General features: G+C 71.7%; 13 protein-coding genes. 8 read left to right on the top strand and 5 right to left on the bottom strand.

The features are described from left to right. Positions 1-258 precede the first annotated feature (258 nt). Complete coding sequence (gene fusA, locus RC1_RS16930) at positions 259-2,400, bottom strand: elongation factor G (RefSeq protein WP_012568672.1); 2,142 nt, start codon at positions 2,398-2,400, stop codon at positions 259-261. 274 nt (positions 2,401-2,674) lie between these two features. After that, entirely contained in the window at positions 2,675-3,445 is a 771-nt protein-coding gene (locus RC1_RS20960; RefSeq protein ID WP_012568671.1) for a TetR/AcrR family transcriptional regulator, read from the bottom strand. A 325-nt stretch (positions 3,446-3,770) separates the two neighbouring features. Between RC1_RS20960 and RC1_RS16920 the strand changes: the two genes are divergently transcribed. From RC1_RS16920 to RC1_RS16890, 7 genes are read left to right on the top strand one after another with little or no spacing between them, the layout of a single operon-like run. Beyond that, positions 3,771-5,537 carry an AMP-binding protein gene (locus tag RC1_RS16920; RefSeq protein WP_012568670.1) on the top strand — a complete coding sequence of 589 codons (1,767 nt, stop codon included), beginning with the start codon at positions 3,771-3,773 and terminating at the stop codon, positions 5,535-5,537. Positions 5,538-5,591: 54 nt separating this feature from the next. Next, positions 5,592-6,782, top strand: a complete 1,191-nt coding sequence (locus tag RC1_RS16915) for an acyl-CoA dehydrogenase family protein (RefSeq protein ID WP_012568669.1) — start codon at positions 5,592-5,594, stop codon at positions 6,780-6,782. Continuing rightward, entirely contained in the window at positions 6,782-8,398 is a 1,617-nt protein-coding gene (locus RC1_RS16910; RefSeq protein ID WP_012568668.1) for an acyl-CoA carboxylase subunit beta, read from the top strand. The genes RC1_RS16915 and RC1_RS16910 overlap by 1 nt, the downstream gene beginning before the upstream one ends. 5 nt (positions 8,399-8,403) lie before the next feature. Continuing rightward, positions 8,404-9,261, top strand: coding sequence for an enoyl-CoA hydratase-related protein (locus tag RC1_RS16905; RefSeq protein ID WP_012568667.1), 858 nt, complete (start codon positions 8,404-8,406; stop codon positions 9,259-9,261). Then, the gene (locus tag RC1_RS16900) at positions 9,258-11,192 is read left to right on the top strand and encodes an acetyl/propionyl/methylcrotonyl-CoA carboxylase subunit alpha (RefSeq protein ID WP_012568666.1); all 1,935 of its coding nucleotides are present in this window, start codon (positions 9,258-9,260) and stop codon (positions 11,190-11,192) included. The genes RC1_RS16905 and RC1_RS16900 overlap by 4 nt, the downstream gene beginning before the upstream one ends. Positions 11,193-11,203: 11 nt before the next feature. Beyond that, positions 11,204-12,067 carry an SDR family oxidoreductase gene (locus RC1_RS16895; RefSeq protein WP_012568665.1) on the top strand — a complete coding sequence of 288 codons (864 nt, stop codon included), beginning with the start codon at positions 11,204-11,206 and terminating at the stop codon, positions 12,065-12,067. 31 nt (positions 12,068-12,098) lie between these two features. Continuing rightward, positions 12,099-12,980 carry a beta-keto acid cleavage family enzyme gene (locus tag RC1_RS16890; protein ID WP_012568664.1) on the top strand — a complete coding sequence of 294 codons (882 nt, stop codon included), beginning with the start codon at positions 12,099-12,101 and terminating at the stop codon, positions 12,978-12,980. A 16-nt stretch (positions 12,981-12,996) separates the two neighbouring features. On the opposite strand, the gene RC1_RS21985 is transcribed toward RC1_RS16890, so the two are convergent. From RC1_RS21985 to RC1_RS16875, 3 genes are read right to left on the bottom strand one after another with little or no spacing between them, the layout of a single operon-like run. Then, entirely contained in the window at positions 12,997-13,791 is a 795-nt protein-coding gene (locus RC1_RS21985; protein WP_012568663.1) for a MaoC family dehydratase, read from the bottom strand. Further along, complete coding sequence (locus RC1_RS16880) at positions 13,788-15,299, bottom strand: acyl-CoA synthetase (RefSeq protein WP_012568662.1); 1,512 nt, start codon at positions 15,297-15,299, stop codon at positions 13,788-13,790. The genes RC1_RS21985 and RC1_RS16880 overlap by 4 nt, the downstream gene beginning before the upstream one ends. Positions 15,300-15,348: 49 nt before the next feature. Continuing rightward, positions 15,349-16,107, bottom strand: a complete 759-nt coding sequence (locus tag RC1_RS16875) for a TetR/AcrR family transcriptional regulator (RefSeq protein WP_012568661.1) — start codon at positions 16,105-16,107, stop codon at positions 15,349-15,351. A gap of 152 nt (positions 16,108-16,259) precedes the next feature. On the opposite strand from RC1_RS16875, the gene RC1_RS16870 reads away from it, so the two are divergent. Beyond that, entirely contained in the window at positions 16,260-17,111 is an 852-nt protein-coding gene (locus RC1_RS16870; protein ID WP_012568660.1) for an alpha/beta fold hydrolase, read from the top strand. The last annotated feature ends 29 nt before the right edge of the window (positions 17,112-17,140 follow it).

Genomic DNA, 17,140 nt, shown 5'->3' with positions numbered 1-17,140 from the left:
CCCGCCTCCGGAAACCGTGGCACGGCCCTTCCCTGCCCTTCTGTACAGCCTCCTGCCCGTCGCCGTCGGGCGGGGAGCTGTTCCCTCTGCGCTGCCGCGCCGCGGCCCCCCCCTCACGGGGGCCGGGCGCCTTCCGTCTGCAGCACCCGGACTGCCCCCGGCCGGCAGTGCAAAAGCGAACGGCCGCGCCCCGGTGGGGGCGCGGCCGTCGACTGGATCATCGGCTGACCACCAGGGTCAGCCCACACGGGCGGTCGCTCAGGCGGCCTTGCCCTGCTTGGCGATGACCTCGTCCGCGACGTTCTTCGGCACGGGCTCGTAGTGCGAGAACTCCATGCTGAAGGAGCCGCGGCCGGACGTCATGCCGCGCAGATGGCCGATGTAGCCGAACATCTCCGACAGCGGGACATGGGCCTCGACCGCGATGTTCGTCCCGCGCTCGAGCTGGCCCAGGATGGTGCCGCGGCGGCGGTTCACGTCGCCGATCACGTCGCCGAGATACTCCTCGGGGACCACGACCTCGACCTTCATCACCGGCTCCAGCAGGACCGGGCCGGCCAGCTTGATGGCCTCGCGGAAGCAGGCCTTGGCGGCGATTTCGAAGGTCAGGGCGTTGGAGTCGACGTCGTGGTACTTGCCGTCCACCAGCGTCGCCTTGAAGTCCACGGTCGGGTAGCCGGCCAGGACACCGTCCTCCTTCTGGACCTGGAGGCCCTTGTCGACGGAGGGGATGTACTCGCGCGGCACCGTGCCGCCGACGACCTGGTCGACGAACTTGTAGCCCGCGCCGCGCTCCTGCGGCTCGAACTCGATCTTGACCTCGGCGAACTGGCCGGCGCCGCCCGTCTGCTTCTTGTGGGTGTAGACGTGCGAGACCGGGCGGGTGATGGTCTCACGGTAGGCCACCTGCGGCCGGCCCATGACACCCTCCACCCCGAACTCCGTGCGCAGGCGGTCGAGCGTCACTTCCAGGTGCAGCTCGCCCATGCCGCGCAGGATGGTCTGGCCGGTCTCCATGTCGGTCTCCAGGCGGAGCGACGGATCGGCGCGGACCATCTTGCCCAGCGCGACGGAGAACTTGTCCTGGTCGGTACGGTTCTTCGGCTCGACCGAGACGCTGATGACCGGATCCGGGAAGCGCATGCGCTCCAGCACGACCGGGGCATTGGCGTCGCACAGCGTGTCGCCGGTATCCGTCTCCTGCAGGGAGACGAAGGCGACGATGTCACCCGCGCGGGCCTCTTCCAGGTCGTTGGTGTCCTTGGCGAACATCTCGACGATGCGGCCGATGCGCTCGCGCTTGCCGCGGGTGCTGTTCAGCAGCGAGACACCCTTCTGCACCACGCCCGAATAGACGCGGGCGAAGGTCAGCGACCCGTACTTGTCGTTCAGCACCTTGAACGCCAGGGCGGCGAAGGGCTCGTCGTCCGACGACTTGCGCTCGCCGACCGGATTGCCGTCCACGTCCACGGTCTTGATGTTCTCGACGTCCGTCGGGGCCGGCAGATACCAGACCACGGCGTCGAGAAGCTGGGGCACGCCCTTGTTCTTGTAGGACGAGCCGCACAGGACAGGAACGAAGGCGCCGGTGATGGTCGCCTTGCGGATGCAGGCGCGCAGCGTATCGACGGACGGCTCTTCCCCGGACTCGAGGTAGGCCTCCATCGCCGCGTCGTCCAGCTCCAGGCAGGAATCGACCAGCTCGGTGCGGTACTGGGCGATCTGGCCCAGCAGCTCACGGTCGTAGGCGTTGGAGATCTTCAGCTTGTCGGCCAGATCGTCGGTGATCGGCCACTCTTCCCACTTCGAGTCCTTCTCGTCGGAGAACCAGACGCGGGCCTGCATCGTCACGAGGTCGATGTGACCGAAGAAGTTGTCCTCGGAGCCGATCGGCATCTGGATGCAGACGGGCCGGGCACCCAGGCGGTCGCGCACCATCTGCACGGTCCGCCGGAAGTTGGCGCCGGAGCGGTCCATCTTGTTGACGTAGCACATGCGCGGAACCTTGTAGTTGTCCGCGAGGCGCCAGTTCGTCTCGGTCTGCGGCTCCACGCCCGCCACGCCGTCGAACACGACCACGGCACCGTCCAGCACGCGCAGGGAGCGGTTCACCTCGATCGTGAAATCGACGTGGCCTGGGGTGTCGATCAGATTGATCTTCTTCCCGTTCCAGAAGCAGGAGACCGCGGCGGACTGGATGGTGATGCCGCGCTTCTGCTCCTGCTCCATGTAATCCGTCGTGGTCGACGTCTTCAGGTCCTTGGTATCATGGACGTCGATGATCGTGTGCTTGCGCCCCGTATAATACAGGATGCGCTCGGTCGTCGTCGTCTTGCCGGCATCCACATGGGCGATGATGCCGATGTTACGGATGTCGGAGAGGGGAGTAGTGCGGGGCATAGGGGCTCCGTCCGGCGTCGTCTCGATCTCGATGGAAACCGTGCGAGACGAGGGCGTAACGCCCGACTAAGCCCGCACGAAAAAAACCGGAAGGCTGCCCGTCAAGTGCGGGCAGCGTCCCGGCGCGCGATCAAATAACCTGTTCGTCCCGATTTTCCAAGGGTTCGATGCATCATGCCTCCCCTGCACAGCGCATCACCGGCGGAATGTCGCCGGAATGTCGCCACGGAACCAGGGGGAAAGCGGCCCGCGGGCGCCTTCCGGCCGGCTCTCCTCAGCCCCGTCCGGCCCGCCGCAGGGGCAGGGTCTCCGCGGCTCCCTCCACCTCGTCGGCGAAGCGCAGGCGGTCGGCCAGCATGGCGGCCCAGCAGTCCAGCACCCGCTCGACCAGGACCGGATCGCGGTAGATGCCCGCCTCCAGGCTCAGCCCCCGCAGCAGGGTGAAGGTCATGCCGACCAGCAGCGCCGGATCGGCCTCCGCCCCCGGCCGGGGGCGGAACAGGGTGCCCATCGCCTCCGCGAGGCTCAGCGACAGCCGCCGCAGCACCGTATCGATGCGCGCCCGCAGATCGGCATCGCTGCGCACGGCGACGAACACCTCCAGCACCGCATCATAGCGCGGGCTCGCCACCAGACGGCGCCAGAGCAGGTGGACCAGGGTACGGAACCGGTCGTCCCCCCCCGGCTTCAGCCGGTGGACCGTCTCGACGGTCCGGGCCAGGGCCCCGTCCAGCAGATACTCGGCCGCCGCCGTCACCAGATCCAGCTTCGAGCCGTAATGATGCTGCATGGCCCCGCGGGACAGGCCCGCCATCTCCGCCACCCGCTGGGTGGTGGTGCCGGCATAGCCGTGGGTCGCCAGACAGTCGATGGTCGCCTCGCACAGCCGGCGGCGGGCCTCGGCGCTGCGCTCCTGCTGCCGGCGGCGCACCGGCACGGCCGGCACCGCTGTAGACACGGCAGCCTGAGACACTGCCGCCTGCCCGGCTTCCGCCCCCGCTTCTGTCCGCCCCCGCTGCGGGGCTCCCGCCGTCTCGTCCGGCATGCTGCCGCCACCCTTCCGCTCCCACCGCCGGCAGTGTGCGTCGCCAGCGGGTGAAAAACAATACGCCCTGATGGTTTCCAGAGTCCGGGCGACCAGCAGGCGCGGGCCGGATAGCGTCCCGATCCCCTTGGCTCTCATGGCGTGGGGAGCGTCTGCGCCCGCTCTGCGGGCAGCGGGAGCAGCCCCGCCGGGTGCTGTTGACAGGGCCGGACAAACAATCCAGGCTGATTGCAAATGAAGCGCGACCGACGGCAGGCCGGACCCGGACCAAGCCGCGGCACCCCGGCCGGACCGGCCGGGAAGCGACCATCGGGAGGCAGCGTCCATGGATGCACTGCAACGGCCGCAGCAGGCCGGGCCGGCCGGTACATCGGCGCCCGGCTACCGAACGATCCCGGAGTTCTTCCGGACCTGCCTGCCGCGCCACGCGGCGAAGGTCGGTCTGACCTGCGCCCTGCCGAACGGCATGACGGCGTCGCTCACCTGGGGCGACCTCGACCGCTGGTCGGACGCGGTTGCCGCCTGGCTGCGGGAGGAGCTGAAGCTGCCGCCGGGCAGCATGGTCGCCATCCAGGCCCCCAACAGCCTGGCCTTCCCGGTGGTCTGCATCGGCGTGATGAAGGCCGGCCTGGTCCCCACCGCCGTCAACCCGCTCTATACCGAGCGGGAGATGGCGTCGCAGTTGAGCGCGTCGGGCGCGCGGGCGCTGTTCGTGCTGGATGCGCTGGCGGGCAAGCTGCCGGGGGTGCTGGCGAAGACCGGGGCGATGCCGGTTGTCCGGCTGTCGGTGTCGGACTTCTTCCCGCCGGCCAAGGCGGCGCTGATCAATCTGGTCGCCCGCCACGTCAAACGGCTGGTGCCGGCCTTCCCGGTGCCGCACATCCCGCTGCGGCAGGTGCTGACGGCCGGCGAGGCACACGCCAGACGCCTGGGCAGGAAGGGCATCGCCGCCTATGCCGACGGGATCGGGCCGGACGACATGGTGACCTGCTGGTTCACCGGCGGCACCACCGGCCGGTCGAAGGGCGTGGTGACGACGCATCGCGGGCTGCTGGCCAGCCTGACGCAGATCCAGGGGACGCTGAACGGTCCCTGGACCGACGCCCCGATGCGGACGCTGCTGATCCTGCCCTTCTACCACATCTTCGGCATCGGCATGCTGCTGCAGGCCGCGGACCTGGGCGGGCACGTCATCCTGATCCCGAACCCACGGCCGCTGACGAACCTGAAGGCGGCGGTGGAGACGTTCCGTCCCACCTACCTGCCCGGCGTGCCGACCCTGTTCGCCAACCTGCTGAACGAACCCTGGTTCGTCGCCGCGGCGAAGGACAGCCTGAAGCTCTGCCTCAGCGGGGCGGCGCCGCTGGCCCCGGCGACGCAGAAGCGCTGGATGGAGACGTTCGGCCAGCCGATCTACGAACTGTACGGCATGACGGAGTGCGGCCTCGCCTCCTGCACGCCGCTGGACGGGCGCGACCATACCGGCACCATCGGCCGCATCCTGCCGAGCCTGGAGTCCCGCATCGTGGACCTTCAGGGCGGCGACGTGCCGGACGGGGAGCCGGGCGAGCTGATCCTGCGCGGGCCGCAGGTGATGCAGGGCTACTGGCAGCAGCCGGCGGAGACGGCGGGCGCCCTGCGCGACGGCTGGCTGCATACCGGCGACGTGGTGGTGCGCGACCCCGACGGCACGCTGCGCATCGTGGACCGCCGCAAGGACATGATCCTGGTCAGCGGCTTCAATGTCTATCCGTCGGAGATCGAGGCCGTCATCACCGAGCATCCCGGCGTCACCGAGTGCGCCGCCATCGGCATCCCCGACGGCCAGACGGGGGAGACGGTGAAGGTCTTCGTCGTCGCCCGCGACCCCGCCCTGACGGTGGACGCGCTGCGCCGGCACTGCCGCGAGACGCTGACCGGCTACAAGGTGCCGAAGCAGATCGAGATCGTGCCCGAGCTGCCGAAGTCCCCCGTCGGCAAGATCCTGAAACGCGAACTGCGCCTGCGCGACCAGGAAACCGGCAGCCCCGCCGGAAGCGCGTCCTCCGGAAGCGACCGCCCCGGAAGCGATCCGGGCCGCAGCGCCGCCTGAGCGACCTGCCGCCAGACCGAATCCCATCAGAGACAGCCGTCCCGAGAGGAAGCCATGCTGTTCACCCAGGAGCACAAGGAACTGTCCCGCACCGTCGAGAAGTTCGTGGCGACGGAGCTGAACCCCTATGTGGACCAGTGGGAGGAGGAAGGCATCTTCCCCGCCCATGAGGTCTTCAAGAAGCTGGGCGACGCGGGGCTGCTGGGCATCACCAAGCCGACCGAGTACGGCGGGCTGGGCCTGGACTTCTCCTACGCCGCGGTGGCCGCCGAAGCCTACGGCACCTGCCGCGCCGGCGGCGTGCCCATGGCGATCGGCGTGCATACCGACATGGCGACGCCGGCGCTCGCCCGCTTCGGCTCGGACGAGCTGCGCCGGGAGTTCCTGCCGCCGATGATCGCGGGCGATCAGGTCTGGTGCCTGGGCGTGTCGGAGCCGGGCGCCGGCTCCGACGTGGCCAGCGTCAAGACCACCGCCCGCAAGGACGGCGACGACTACGTCATCAACGGCGGCAAGATGTGGACCACGTCCGGCACCCAGGCCGATGTGATGTGCCTGCTGGCCAACACCTCCGACGGCGCGCCGCACAAGAACAAGTCGCTGATCGTGCTGCCCATGAAGACCAAGGGCGTCACCGTCGCGCGCAAGCTGGACAAGCTGGGGATGCGCTGCTCCGACACGGCGCAGATCCATTTCGAGGATGTGCGGGTGCCGCGCCGCTATCTGATCGGCGAGGAGGGCATGGGCTTCACCTACCAGATGCTCCAGTTCCAGGAGGAGCGGATGTGGGGGGCCGCCGGCTCGCTGCGCAGCATGGACATCATGATCGACGATGTCGTCGCCTACACGCGCAACCGCATCGCCTTCGGCAAGCCGCTGATCGACAACCAGTACATCCATTTCCGGCTGGCCGAACTGAAGGCCGAGGTGGAGGCGCTGCGCGCCCTGACCTACCGGGCGGTGGAGACCTTCATCAACGGCAAGGACGCGACCATGCTGGCCTCCATGGCCAAGCTGAAATCCGGCCGCCTGCTGCGCGAGGTCGCCGACGGCTGCCTGCAGTACTACGGCGGCATGGGCTACATGAACGAGATGCCGATCAGCCGCTACTTCCGCGACAGCCGCCTGACCTCGATCGGCGGCGGCGCGGACGAGGTGATGCTCTCCATCATCTGCAAGTACATGGGCACGCTGCCGAAGGTCCGCTTCGGCACGGACGCGCCGGAGCAGAAGGCGGCCGAGTGATGCCCGTCCTGGAGAGCAGCATCGACCCCGGCAGCGGGGAGTACGCCCGGAACCGGGAGGAGATGCTGGCCCTGGTGTCGGAGATCCGCGACATCGAGGCCCGCATCCGCCGCAACTCCGAACGGCAGAAGGAGAAGTTCGCCAAGCGCGGGCAGATGCTGCCGCACGACCGCGTGGCGGCGCTGCTCGACCGGGGCTCTCCCTTCCTGGAGCTGTGCCCCTTCGCCGGCACCGGGATGCACGACGACGACGGCAAGGACGAGGTGGCCGGCGGCAACATCATCGCCGGCATCGGCTACGTCGCCGGCCGGCGCTGCATGGTCGCGGCCTCCAACAGCGCCATCAAGGGCGGCGCCATCAGCCCCATGGGCATGCGCAAGAGCCTGCGGGTGCAGGAGCTGGCCCTGGCCAACCGCCTGCCGCTGGTGACGCTGGCGGAGAGTGCGGGCGCCAACCTGACCTACCAGTCGGAGATGTTCGTGGAGGGCGGCCGCACCTTCGCCAACCAGGCGCGGCTGTCGGCCGCCGGCATCCCGCAGGTGACCGTCGTCCACGGCTCCAGCACGGCCGGCGGCGCCTACCTGCCGGGGCTGTCCGACTATGTGGTCGTCGTCCGCGGCAAGGCGAAGATCTTCCTGGCCGGGCCGCCGCTGCTGCGCGCGGCCACCGGCGAGATCGCCACGGACGAGGAGCTGGGCGGTGCCGAGATGCACGCCGGCGTCGCCGGCACGGCCGAGTTCGTGGCGGAGGACGACTGGCACGGCATCCAGATCGCCCGCGAGGTGATGGACAAGATCGGCTGGCAGCCGCAGACCGCCGCCCCGCCCCGCCGGCCGCGGCCGCCCCGCCACAGCCCGGACGGGCTGGCCGGTGCCGTGCCGGTGGACTACCGCCGGCCCTACGACGTGCGCGAGGTGCTGGCGCGGCTGCTGGACGACAGCGACTTCCTGGACTTCAAGGCGGAGTACGGCGCCGCCACCGTCTGCGGTATCGGCGCCGTGGAGGGCTGGCCCTGCGGCTTCATCGGCAACAACGGACCGATCGACCCGGCCGGCTCGGTCAAGGCGGCGCAGTTCATCCAGCTCTGCAACCAGTCGGGCACGCCGATCTGCTTCCTGCAGAACACCACCGGCTACATGGTCGGGACGGAGGCCGAGCGCGGCGGCATCGTCAAGCACGGCTCGAAGATGATCCAGGCCGTCGCCAACTCGACGGTGCCGCACTTCACCTTCCTGATCGGCGGCAGCTTCGGGGCCGGCAACTACGGCATGTGCGGGCGCAGCTACGACCCCCGCTTCATCTTCGCCTGGCCGAACGCCCGCACCAGCGTGATGGGGCCGGAACAGGCGGCCACCGTGATGGCGATCATCATGGAGGAGAAGATGCGCCGGTCGGGGGCGGAGCCGGACAAGGCCGTGCTCGACGTCATGAAGGCCAAGATGGTCAAGAAGATGGAGCCGGAGACGACGGCGCTGTTCGGCAGCGCCCGGCTCTGGGACGACGGCATCATCGACCCGCGCGACACGCGGCAGGTCCTGGCCTGGTGCCTCGCCACCACGGCCGAAGCCGCGGCGCGGACGCTGCGGCCCAACAGCTTCGGCGTGGCCCGGGGGTGACGCACATGAGCATGCCCGACGAGTTCCAGACCCTGCTGGTGCGCCGCCACGGCTGGCGCCTGGACGTGACCCTGAACCGGCCGGAAAGCCGCAACGCCATGTCCGGCGCCATGGTGGCCGAACTGCTGACCGTGTTCGAGGCGGCCGCCGCCGACACCGGCCTGCGCGCCATCGTGCTGCGCGGAGCCGGCGGCACCTTCTGCGCCGGCGGCGACCTGCGCGACATGGGCAGCGGGCCGGGGGGCAGCGGGCCGGGGGGCAGCGGGCCAGGGGGCGGTCAGGACGGGAGCGATCCGGCCGCCGCCCTGGCCGCGATGAACCGCGCCTTCGGCACCATGCTCCAGGCGGCGGAGACCGTGCCGCAGGTGCTGGTCGCGGTGATCGAGGGGGCGGCGATGGGCGGCGGCTTCGGTCTCGCCTGCGTCTCCGACGTCGCCATCGCCCGGGACGACGCCAGCTTCGGCATGCCGGAGGTGCGCCTGGGCGTGGTGCCGGCGCAGATCGCCCCCTTCGTCGTCCGCCGCATCGGCCTGCCACAGGCGCGCCGGCTGGCGCTGACCGGCGGCAGGCTGAAGGCGGTGGAGGCCCAGGCGCTGGGGCTGCTGCACCATGTCGAAGGCGCCGACGCGCTGGAGGCCCGGCTGGCCGAGGTGCTGGACGGGGTGCGCCTGTCCGCCCCCGGTGCGGTCGCGGCGACGAAGCGGCTGCTGCTGGAGGTGGAGCGGGGCGACCTGCCGGCGCTGCTGGACCGTGCCGCCCACAGCTTTGCCGACGCCGTGCTGGGCGAGGGGCAGAAGGGCCTGCCCGCCTTCCTGATGAAGAAGCCCGCCCCCTGGGCGGTGGCCGGAGGGGACCTGGGATGACCCGTTTCACGCGGCTTCTGATCGCCAACCGGGGCGAGATCGCCTGCCGGGTGATCGCCACGGCCCGCCGGCTGGGCTACGAGACCGTGGCCGTCCATTCCGCCGCCGATGCCGATGCGCGCCATGTCCGGCTGGCCGATCTGGCGGTGGAGATCGGGCCGGCGCCGGTCGGCCAGTCCTACCTGTCCATCCCGCGGCTGCTCGAGGCCGCGCGCAGGACCGGCGCCGACGCCGTGCATCCCGGCTACGGCTTCCTGTCGGAGAATGCCGACTTCGCCCAGGCCTGCCGGGACGCCGGTCTGGTCTTCGTCGGCCCCTCGCCGGAAGCGATCCGGGCGATGGGCTCGAAGCGGCTGGCGAAGGAGCGGGTGGCCGCCGTCGGTGTGCCGGTGCTGCCCGGCTATTCCGGCGCCGCCCAGGACGAGGAGACGCTGCTGCGGGAGGCGGAGCGGGTCGGCCTGCCGCTGATGGTCAAGGCGTCGGCCGGCGGCGGCGGGCGCGGCCTGCGGCTGGTCACCGATGCGGCCGACCTGCCCGGCCAGATCGCCCGCGCCCGGGCCGAGGCGCAGAGCAGCTTCGGCGACGGCGAGCTGATCCTGGAGCGCGCGCTGATCGAGCCGCGGCATGTCGAGATCCAGGTGTTCGGGGACCGCTTCGGCACCCTGGTGCATCTGGGCGAGCGCGACTGCTCGGTACAGCGTCGCCACCAGAAGGTGGTGGAGGAGGCCCCCTCCCCCGCCGTCACGCCGGAGATCCGTGCCGCCATGGGGGAGGCGGCCGTGACGGCGGCCCGCGCCGTGGACTATGTCGGCGCCGGCACGGTGGAGTTCCTGCTGGACCGGGACGGCGGCTTCTACTTCATGGAAATGAACACCCGCCTCCAGGTCGAGCATCCGGTGACGGAGATGGTCACCGGCTTCGATCTGGTGGAATGGCAGCTCCGGGTCGCGGCCGGGGAGCCGCTGCCCACGACCCAGGACCGGATCGGCCTGAACGGCCACGCCATCGAGGTGCGCCTCTACGCCGAGGACCCCTATCACGGCTTCCTGCCGCAGACGGGCACGGTGCGCGCGTGGCACCCGCCCACCGACGAGGGCATCCGGGTCGATCACGGCATCGCCGTGGGGGGCGAGGTCACGTCCTTCTACGACCCGATGCTGGCGAAGCTGATCGCCCACGGCCGCGACCGCGAGGAGGCGCGCCGGCTGCTGCTGCGGGCGCTGGACCGGACGGTGCTGCACGGCGTCACCACCAACCGCAGCTTCCTGCGCCGGATCCTGGCGCATCCCGACTTCGCGGAGGGCCGCGCCACCACCGGCATGCTGGCCGGGATGGAGCTGGCGCCGCCGCAGCCGGCCCCCGCCGCCCGCGCCCTGGCCGCCGTGATGCTGGCCGACGCCGACGGGCCGGAGCCCTGGCACAGCCATGGCGGCGCCGTCTTCCGCCTGCGGCTGGCCTGGCCCGGCGGGGAGGAACTGGTGGAGATCGTCCCCGGCGGGGACGGGCTGTCGGTGTCGCTGGGCGACTCGGTGCATGCCGTGCGCGTGCTGGGCGTGGCGGACGGGATGGCGTCGGTGGTGCTGGACGGCATCCGCCGCACCGTCCCGGCGACCCGCGACGGGCAGTGCCTGCTGCTGGACCTGGACGGCGCCACCTTCGCCTTCGAGGAGGCGCCGTTGACGAAGACCGCCGGCCGCGGTGCCGGGGCCGGCGGGGACCGCGTCACCGCCCCCATGCCGGGCACGGTGGTGGAGGTCGCGGTGGAACCGGGACAGGCCGTCGCCAAGGGGCAGAAGCTGCTGGTCCTGGAGGCGATGAAGATGCAGCTCGAACTGAAGGCGCCCGCCGACGGGACCGTGGAGGAGGTGCGCGCCCGGCCGGGCGAGCAGGTCGCCGCCCGGTCGCTGCTGGTGAAACTGGCGCTCGCCTAGGGAGGTAACGCATGTACCGTTCCGTCTTCCGCGACGGGCTGTTCGCGGGCAAGACCGTCATCGTCACCGGCGGCGGCAGCGGCATCGGCCGCTGCACGGCGCACGAACTGGCGGCGCTGGGGGCCGACGTCGCCCTGATCGGCCGCAACCCGGAGAAGCTGGAGACGGTGCGGGCGGAGATCGCGGAGGATGGCGGCAGCGCCGCCTGCTTCCCGCTGGACATCCGCGAGGAAGGCCCCGTCGAGGAGACGGTCGGCCGCGTGCTGGAACGGTTCGGCCGCATCGACGGGCTGGTCAACAATGCCGGCGGCCAGTTCCCCGCGCCGCTCGCCGCCATCTCCCTGAAGGGCTGGGAAGCGGTGGTGAAGACCAACCTCACCGGCGGCTTCCTGATGGCGAAGGCCTGCTTCCTGCGCTGGATGGCGGAGAACGGCGGCAGCATCGTCAACATCGTCGCCGACATGTGGCACGGCATGCCCGGCATGGGCCATTCCGGCGCCGCCCGCGCCGGCATGGTCAACTTCACCGAGACGGCGGCCCTGGAATGGGCGCCCTGCCATGTCCGGGTCAACGCCGTCGCCCCCGGCTGGATCGCCTCCAGCGGCATGGACAAATACCCGCCGCACATGAAGGACACCATCCGCACGCTGGCGGCCAGCGTGCCGCTGGGTCGGCTGGGCCTGGAGGCGGAGGTGTCGGCGGCCATCGTCTTCCTGCTGTCGCCGGCGGCGTCCTTCGTCTCCGGTTCCACCCTGCGGGTGGACGGCGCCGCCCCCAACGTCAAGCCCAACTGGCCGATGCCGAAGGCGAAGCCCGCCCCGGCCTTCGACGGCTTCCACCGGGCGGTGACGCCCCGCGTGCTGGCCGAGGACTGAACCGCCCCGCCCGAACAGAGGAGCGAGCGCCATGAGCAAGGTGATTCTCACCGCCGCCCTGAACGGCGTGCTGACCGACCCCACGCGGTTCAACGTCCCGGTGACGCCGGAACAGATGGCCGCTGCGGCCCGCGGCGCGCGCGACGCCGGGGCCGCCATCGTCCATATCCACTACCGCCGGCAGGAGCCGGGCATGGGCCACTTCCCGAGCTGGGACCCGGCCGTCGCCGCGGCGGTGGTGGAGGCGATCCGGGCGGAGTGCCCGGACCTCATCATCAACTCCACCAGCGGCCATGTCGGGCCGGACATCGCCGGCCCCCTCTCCTGCCTGCGGGCGGTGCGGCCGGAGATCTCCGCCGCCAACGCCGGCACGCTGAACTACCTCAAGGCCACGTCCGACGGGCGCTGGGCCTGGCCGCCGATGGTGTTCGACAACCCGGTGGAGAAGGTGCAGGGCTATCTGGACGTGATCTACGAGATCGGCTCGGTGCCGGAGTTCGAGTGCTTCGACGTGGGCATCGTCCGCTCCGTGGAGCTTTACCGCCAGACCGGCATGGTCCGCGGCCGGCCGCAGTACAACTTCGTCATGGGCGTCGCGTCGGGCATGCCGGCGGACGCGGACCTGCTGCCGGTCCTGACCCGCTACATCGCCGACGGCTCGCCCTGGCAGACGACGCTGATCGGGCGGCAGGAGATCTGGCCGGTCCACCGCCGCTCCGCCGAGCTGGGCGGGCACCTGCGCACCGGGCTGGAGGATACCTTCTACCTGCCCGACGGGGCGCGGGCGGACAGCAACGCCCGGCTGATCGAGGCGCTGGCCGGGATCGCGCGCGAGGCCGGCCGCGAGATCGCCAGCCCGGCCGAAGCGCGCGCACTGCTGGGCCTCGGCAAGACGGTCCAGGCGGCTGCCTGAGCGGGACGGGGCCGGCCTAAGCGCGCGGAGGGTCGGCCACGTCCCCGACATAGACCAGGGCGCGGCCGCTGGCGACCAGGGTTCCGTCCGCCGTGCGGCAGGTCGTCTCCAGATCGACCAGCGCCTTCTCCGGCCGCACGCGGGTGACGGCGACGCGGGCGGTCAGCGCCTCCTCCAGCGGGGCGGAGGCGTGGAACAGGGTCTCCTGCTTCAGGTAGTTGGTGCCCAGCCCCGGCAGCCGGACGCCCAGCAGGCAGGAGAACAGCGCCCCGATCAGCGGTTCCGGCACCCCGCCCGACGGGGCCGCCCCACCCAGGGCGAGCCAGTCCGCCACGTCGGCCGCGCCGAAACGGCGCGTCATCTCCGCCGCCGTGGCCGTGGCCGGCGCAAGCGTGTCCGGCGGCGGGGGGGCGCCGGCGCGTCCGTCCGGGTCGAGGATACAGGTCCCGTCGCAGGTGACGGTGCCGTCCGCGATCCGGCTGACCCGGAGGTTGACGGGAATGCCGGCCCCCGCCGGCCCGGCCGGATCCTGCCATGCCTCGAACCGCATCGGCTCGCCGGCGTAGGTGGGGGCGGGGAAGCGCACGGCCTGGGAAAGCTGCCGCGCGCCGGGCGCGATCCGGTCGGCCAGCCCGCGCAGGATGGAACAGAGCAGGACCCCGTGCGCCACGGTCCGGCCGAAGCGGGTGCGGGCCGCGAAGTCCGGGTCCACATGGATCGGGTTGTCGTCGCCGGAGAGGCGGGCGAAGCGGTCGAACTCCGCCTGGGTCAGGGTGCGGTCCAGGACCGCCGAAGCCGTCAGTGCCGTCATGACTTTCCTCCCGCGTCGTGCAGCCGGTGCTTCTGGACCTTGCCCGCCGCGGTGCGGGGGAAGTCGTCAAGGAAGACGAAGCTCTTCGGCACCTTGTAGGCGGCCAGCCGCTCGCGGCACCACGCCGCGAGGTCCCCCGGATCGGGCGGCGCGCAGCCCGGCCGGAGCATCAGGAAGGCGCGGCCGACCTCGCCCCAGCGGTCGTCGGGCACGCCGGTGACGGCGGCCTCCAGCACGGCGGGGTGGCGGACCAGCACGTTCTCCACCTCCGCCGGATAGACGTTCTCCCCGCCGGAGATGAACATCTCCTTCAGCCGTCCGACGATGTAGTAGTAGCCGTCGGCATCGCAGCGGGCGAGGTCGCCCGAGCGCAGCCAGCCGCCCGGCGCGAAGGCCGCCGCCGTGGCGTCCGGCCGGTTCCAGTAGCCGGGCGTGACGCCGGGTCCGGAGAACCACAGCTCCCCCGTCTCCCCCGGCGGCACGTCGCGCCCGTCCGGTCCGACGATGCGGACCGCGCAGAGAAGCTGGGGCTTGCCGACGCTGCCGATCTTGCGCGGGGCGTCGGCCGGATCGACCAGGAAGGCGGTCGGCCCCGTCTCCGTCATGCCCATGCCGTTGCAGACCCGGACGCCACGGGCGAAGAAGCGCTCCGCCAGGGCGTCGGGCAGGGGCGCGCCGCCGCAGCCCCAGCTCCGCACCCGGGCCGGGTCCACCGTGTCGAAGGCGGGATGCAGGCCGAGCTGCTGGTAGACCGCCGGCACACCGAAGAAGGTGTCCAGCCGCCCCGCGGCCAGCAGCCCGATCATCGCATCGGCGTCGAAGCCCGGCAGGATCATCACCGTGCCGCCGGCGATCAGGGTCGGCAGCGTGTGCAGGTTGATGCCGGCCGTATGGAACAGCGGCAGGAAGTTCAGCGTGCGGTCGTCGCCGCGCAGGTCGATGGCCTGCCCGATGTTCACATAGTTCACCAGGGCCATGGCGTAGGTGTAGATCACCGCCTTCGGCCGCCCGGTCGTGCCGGAGGTGTAGATCAGATACCAGACCTGCCCGCCCGGCCAGCGCTCCCGGCCCGGATGCGGGACGGCGGCGGCCAGCCGGGCCGCGAAGCCGTGCGGGCCGGGATCGTCCAGCCCCAACGGCGGCGTGCCGGACGCGGCGGCGGCCGTGGCCATGTCCTCCTGTCCGGCGACGACGCGCCGGGGCGTGCAGTCGGCCAGCAACGGCTTCAGTTCCGCCGCCGGCATCCGCCAGTTCAGCGGCACCAGGATGGCGCCCAGCTTCGCCACGGCGAACAGCAGCACGAAGAAGTCGATGCGGTTGCGGCAGAGCACCGCCACCCGGTCGCCCTCCCCCACCCCCTCATCCGCCAGCACGGCCGCGGCGCGGGCGCAGCGGTCCTCCAGCCCGCGGTAGGTCAGGCGGAAGCCGGTCTCCAGCTCCTCCAGCGCACAGCGGTCCGGCCGCAGGGCGGCGCGTTTCGCCGTGATGTCGAACAGATCCAGCGTCATGCGTTTCCCCCGTTCCGGCGCCCTTTGCGGGCGTCCTTTTCCGTCCGCCTCAGTCCGTCGGCGTTCCTCCGCCGGGGCCGCTGTCCCCGCCCGCGGGCGCGAGCCCGTGGGAGATGATCTCCGCCGCGGCGGCCGCGATCTCCGCCGGGGAGCGGTCCTGGCTCCACACCCCGTAGCGCAGGCCCAGGAAGACGCTCATCCCGATCAGGGCCCAGGCCCGTTCCTCCGCCGGGCCGGGCCGGATCTCCCCGGCATCGGCGGCATGGGCAAGGTTGCTGCGGTACGCCTCGGCGAAGGAGGCGTAGTAGTCGCGGTAGGCGTCCTCCGCGACGAACTGCGCCTCCATGATGATGCGGTACAGGTCCTTGTGGCTGCGCGCGAACTCGATGAAGGCCTCGATCCCCAGCCGCTCCGCCGTCAGCCGGTCCGGCGCGCGGGCCACCTTCTCGGCGATGCGGCGGCGGGTCAACCGGCCCATGTGGCCGACCAGGGCGCGGAAGATCTGCTCCTTGCTGTCGAAGTAGGTGTAGAAGCTGCCCAGCGCCGCCCCGGCCCGCTGCGTGATCCCGCTGATCGACGCCTCGTGGTAGCCGCGCTCCCCGAACTCCTGCGCCGCGGCGTCAAGAAGGCGCTGCAAGGTGCGCTTGCCGCGCTCGGTCCGGGGGGCCTTGCCGGCCGCCGCGTCCTGGTCCGTGCCCCGCAGCGCCGCCGCGGGCCTGTCCGGTGCCGCCCCCCCCTGCGCCGTACCTTGCGTCGTACCTTGCGCCCTGGCCTGCGCCGCGCCCCGTGCCGTTCCCTGTGACCGCACCCGTGCCCCCTCCGGCTCCCTGACTTGAACATTGACTCAGGTTTCAGTTTGTCGCAAGCATGGGGAAAATGCACAAGCAGTTCCTGCAGGGAAGCCCTCCGCCCGCGGTGCCCGCACCGCCGGAGACGGACGGTCAGGGGAGGCAGGCGCCCATGGGTGAGATCGTCGCCGGCGACGGCGCACGCATCGCTTTCGACGACAGCGGCAGCGGCAGGCCGCTGCTGCTGCTGCACGGCTGGGCCACGCATGCCGGCTTCTTCGGGCCGCAGCGCGCCGGGCTGGTGGACGGCTTCCGGGTGATCGCGGTGGATCTGCGCGGCCACGGCCGCTCGCGCCGGCCGGCGGAGCGCCCCACCATCGAGCAACTGGCCGACGACCTGCGCACCCTGCTGGATGCGCTGGGACTGGAGGATGCGCTGGCCGTCGGCTGGTCGATGGGCGCCATGGTGCTGTGGCGGGCGCTGCTGGACGGGGCCGCCCCCCGCCTCGCCGGGATGGTGGTGGTGGACATGGCTCCCCGCGTGCTGAACGGCGACGGCTGGACGCTCGGCCTGCCGGGCAGCCAGTCCCGCCGGCCCACCGCCCAGGTGCTGGAGGCCATGGCCGCCGACTGGCCGGCCCTGGTGCCGCGGGTGGCGCGGCGGCTGTTCGCCGCCGGGCTGGAGGCCGAGCGCGCCGACCTGACCGCCTGGGCCGCGGCGCAGATCCGCGACAACGACCCCGCTGCCATGGCGGCGCTGTGGGGATCGCTGACCGCGCAGGATTTCCGCGCGCACCTGCCCGGGCCGACCCTGCCCACGCTGATCGCCTCCGGCGCGCTGAGCCGGCTCTACCCGCCGGAGACCGCCGACTGGCTGGAGGCGGCGCTGGGGGCGGGCGCGCGGCGGGTGGCGTTCGCCCGCTCCGGCCATGCGCCGCATCTGGAGGAGCCGGAGCTTTTCAACCGCACCATCCGGGACTTCGCCGCGGGGCTGCCCCTCCGCGGCTCACAACGCGCGGGCTGACGAAAGACCCGCGCCCAACAGGAAGGGAC

Origin of the sequence: Rhodospirillum centenum SW (genome assembly GCF_000016185.1) — a bacterium.
GTDB lineage: Bacteria > Pseudomonadota > Alphaproteobacteria > Azospirillales > Azospirillaceae > Rhodocista > Rhodocista centena.
This window is presented reverse-complemented; position numbering and strand designations above follow the sequence as displayed.

Excerpts from the sequence above, each read along its gene's own strand:
- fusA (WP_012568672.1), bottom strand. The coding sequence starts at position 2,400 with ATGCCCCGCACTACTCCCCTCTCCGACATCCGTAACATCGGCATCATC.
- RC1_RS20960 (WP_012568671.1), bottom strand. The coding sequence starts at position 3,445 with ATGCCGGACGAGACGGCGGGAGCCCCGCAGCGGGGGCGGACAGAAGCG.
- RC1_RS16920 (WP_012568670.1), top strand. The coding sequence starts at position 3,771 with ATGGATGCACTGCAACGGCCGCAGCAGGCCGGGCCGGCCGGTACATCG.
- RC1_RS16915 (WP_012568669.1), top strand. The coding sequence starts at position 5,592 with ATGCTGTTCACCCAGGAGCACAAGGAACTGTCCCGCACCGTCGAGAAG.
- RC1_RS16910 (WP_012568668.1), top strand. The coding sequence starts at position 6,782 with ATGCCCGTCCTGGAGAGCAGCATCGACCCCGGCAGCGGGGAGTACGCC.
- RC1_RS16905 (WP_012568667.1), top strand. The coding sequence starts at position 8,404 with ATGAGCATGCCCGACGAGTTCCAGACCCTGCTGGTGCGCCGCCACGGC.
- RC1_RS16900 (WP_012568666.1), top strand. The coding sequence starts at position 9,258 with ATGACCCGTTTCACGCGGCTTCTGATCGCCAACCGGGGCGAGATCGCC.
- RC1_RS16895 (WP_012568665.1), top strand. The coding sequence starts at position 11,204 with ATGTACCGTTCCGTCTTCCGCGACGGGCTGTTCGCGGGCAAGACCGTC.
- RC1_RS16890 (WP_012568664.1), top strand. The coding sequence starts at position 12,099 with ATGAGCAAGGTGATTCTCACCGCCGCCCTGAACGGCGTGCTGACCGAC.
- RC1_RS21985 (WP_012568663.1), bottom strand. The coding sequence starts at position 13,791 with ATGACGGCACTGACGGCTTCGGCGGTCCTGGACCGCACCCTGACCCAG.
- RC1_RS16880 (WP_012568662.1), bottom strand. The coding sequence starts at position 15,299 with ATGACGCTGGATCTGTTCGACATCACGGCGAAACGCGCCGCCCTGCGG.
- RC1_RS16870 (WP_012568660.1), top strand. The coding sequence starts at position 16,260 with ATGGGTGAGATCGTCGCCGGCGACGGCGCACGCATCGCTTTCGACGAC.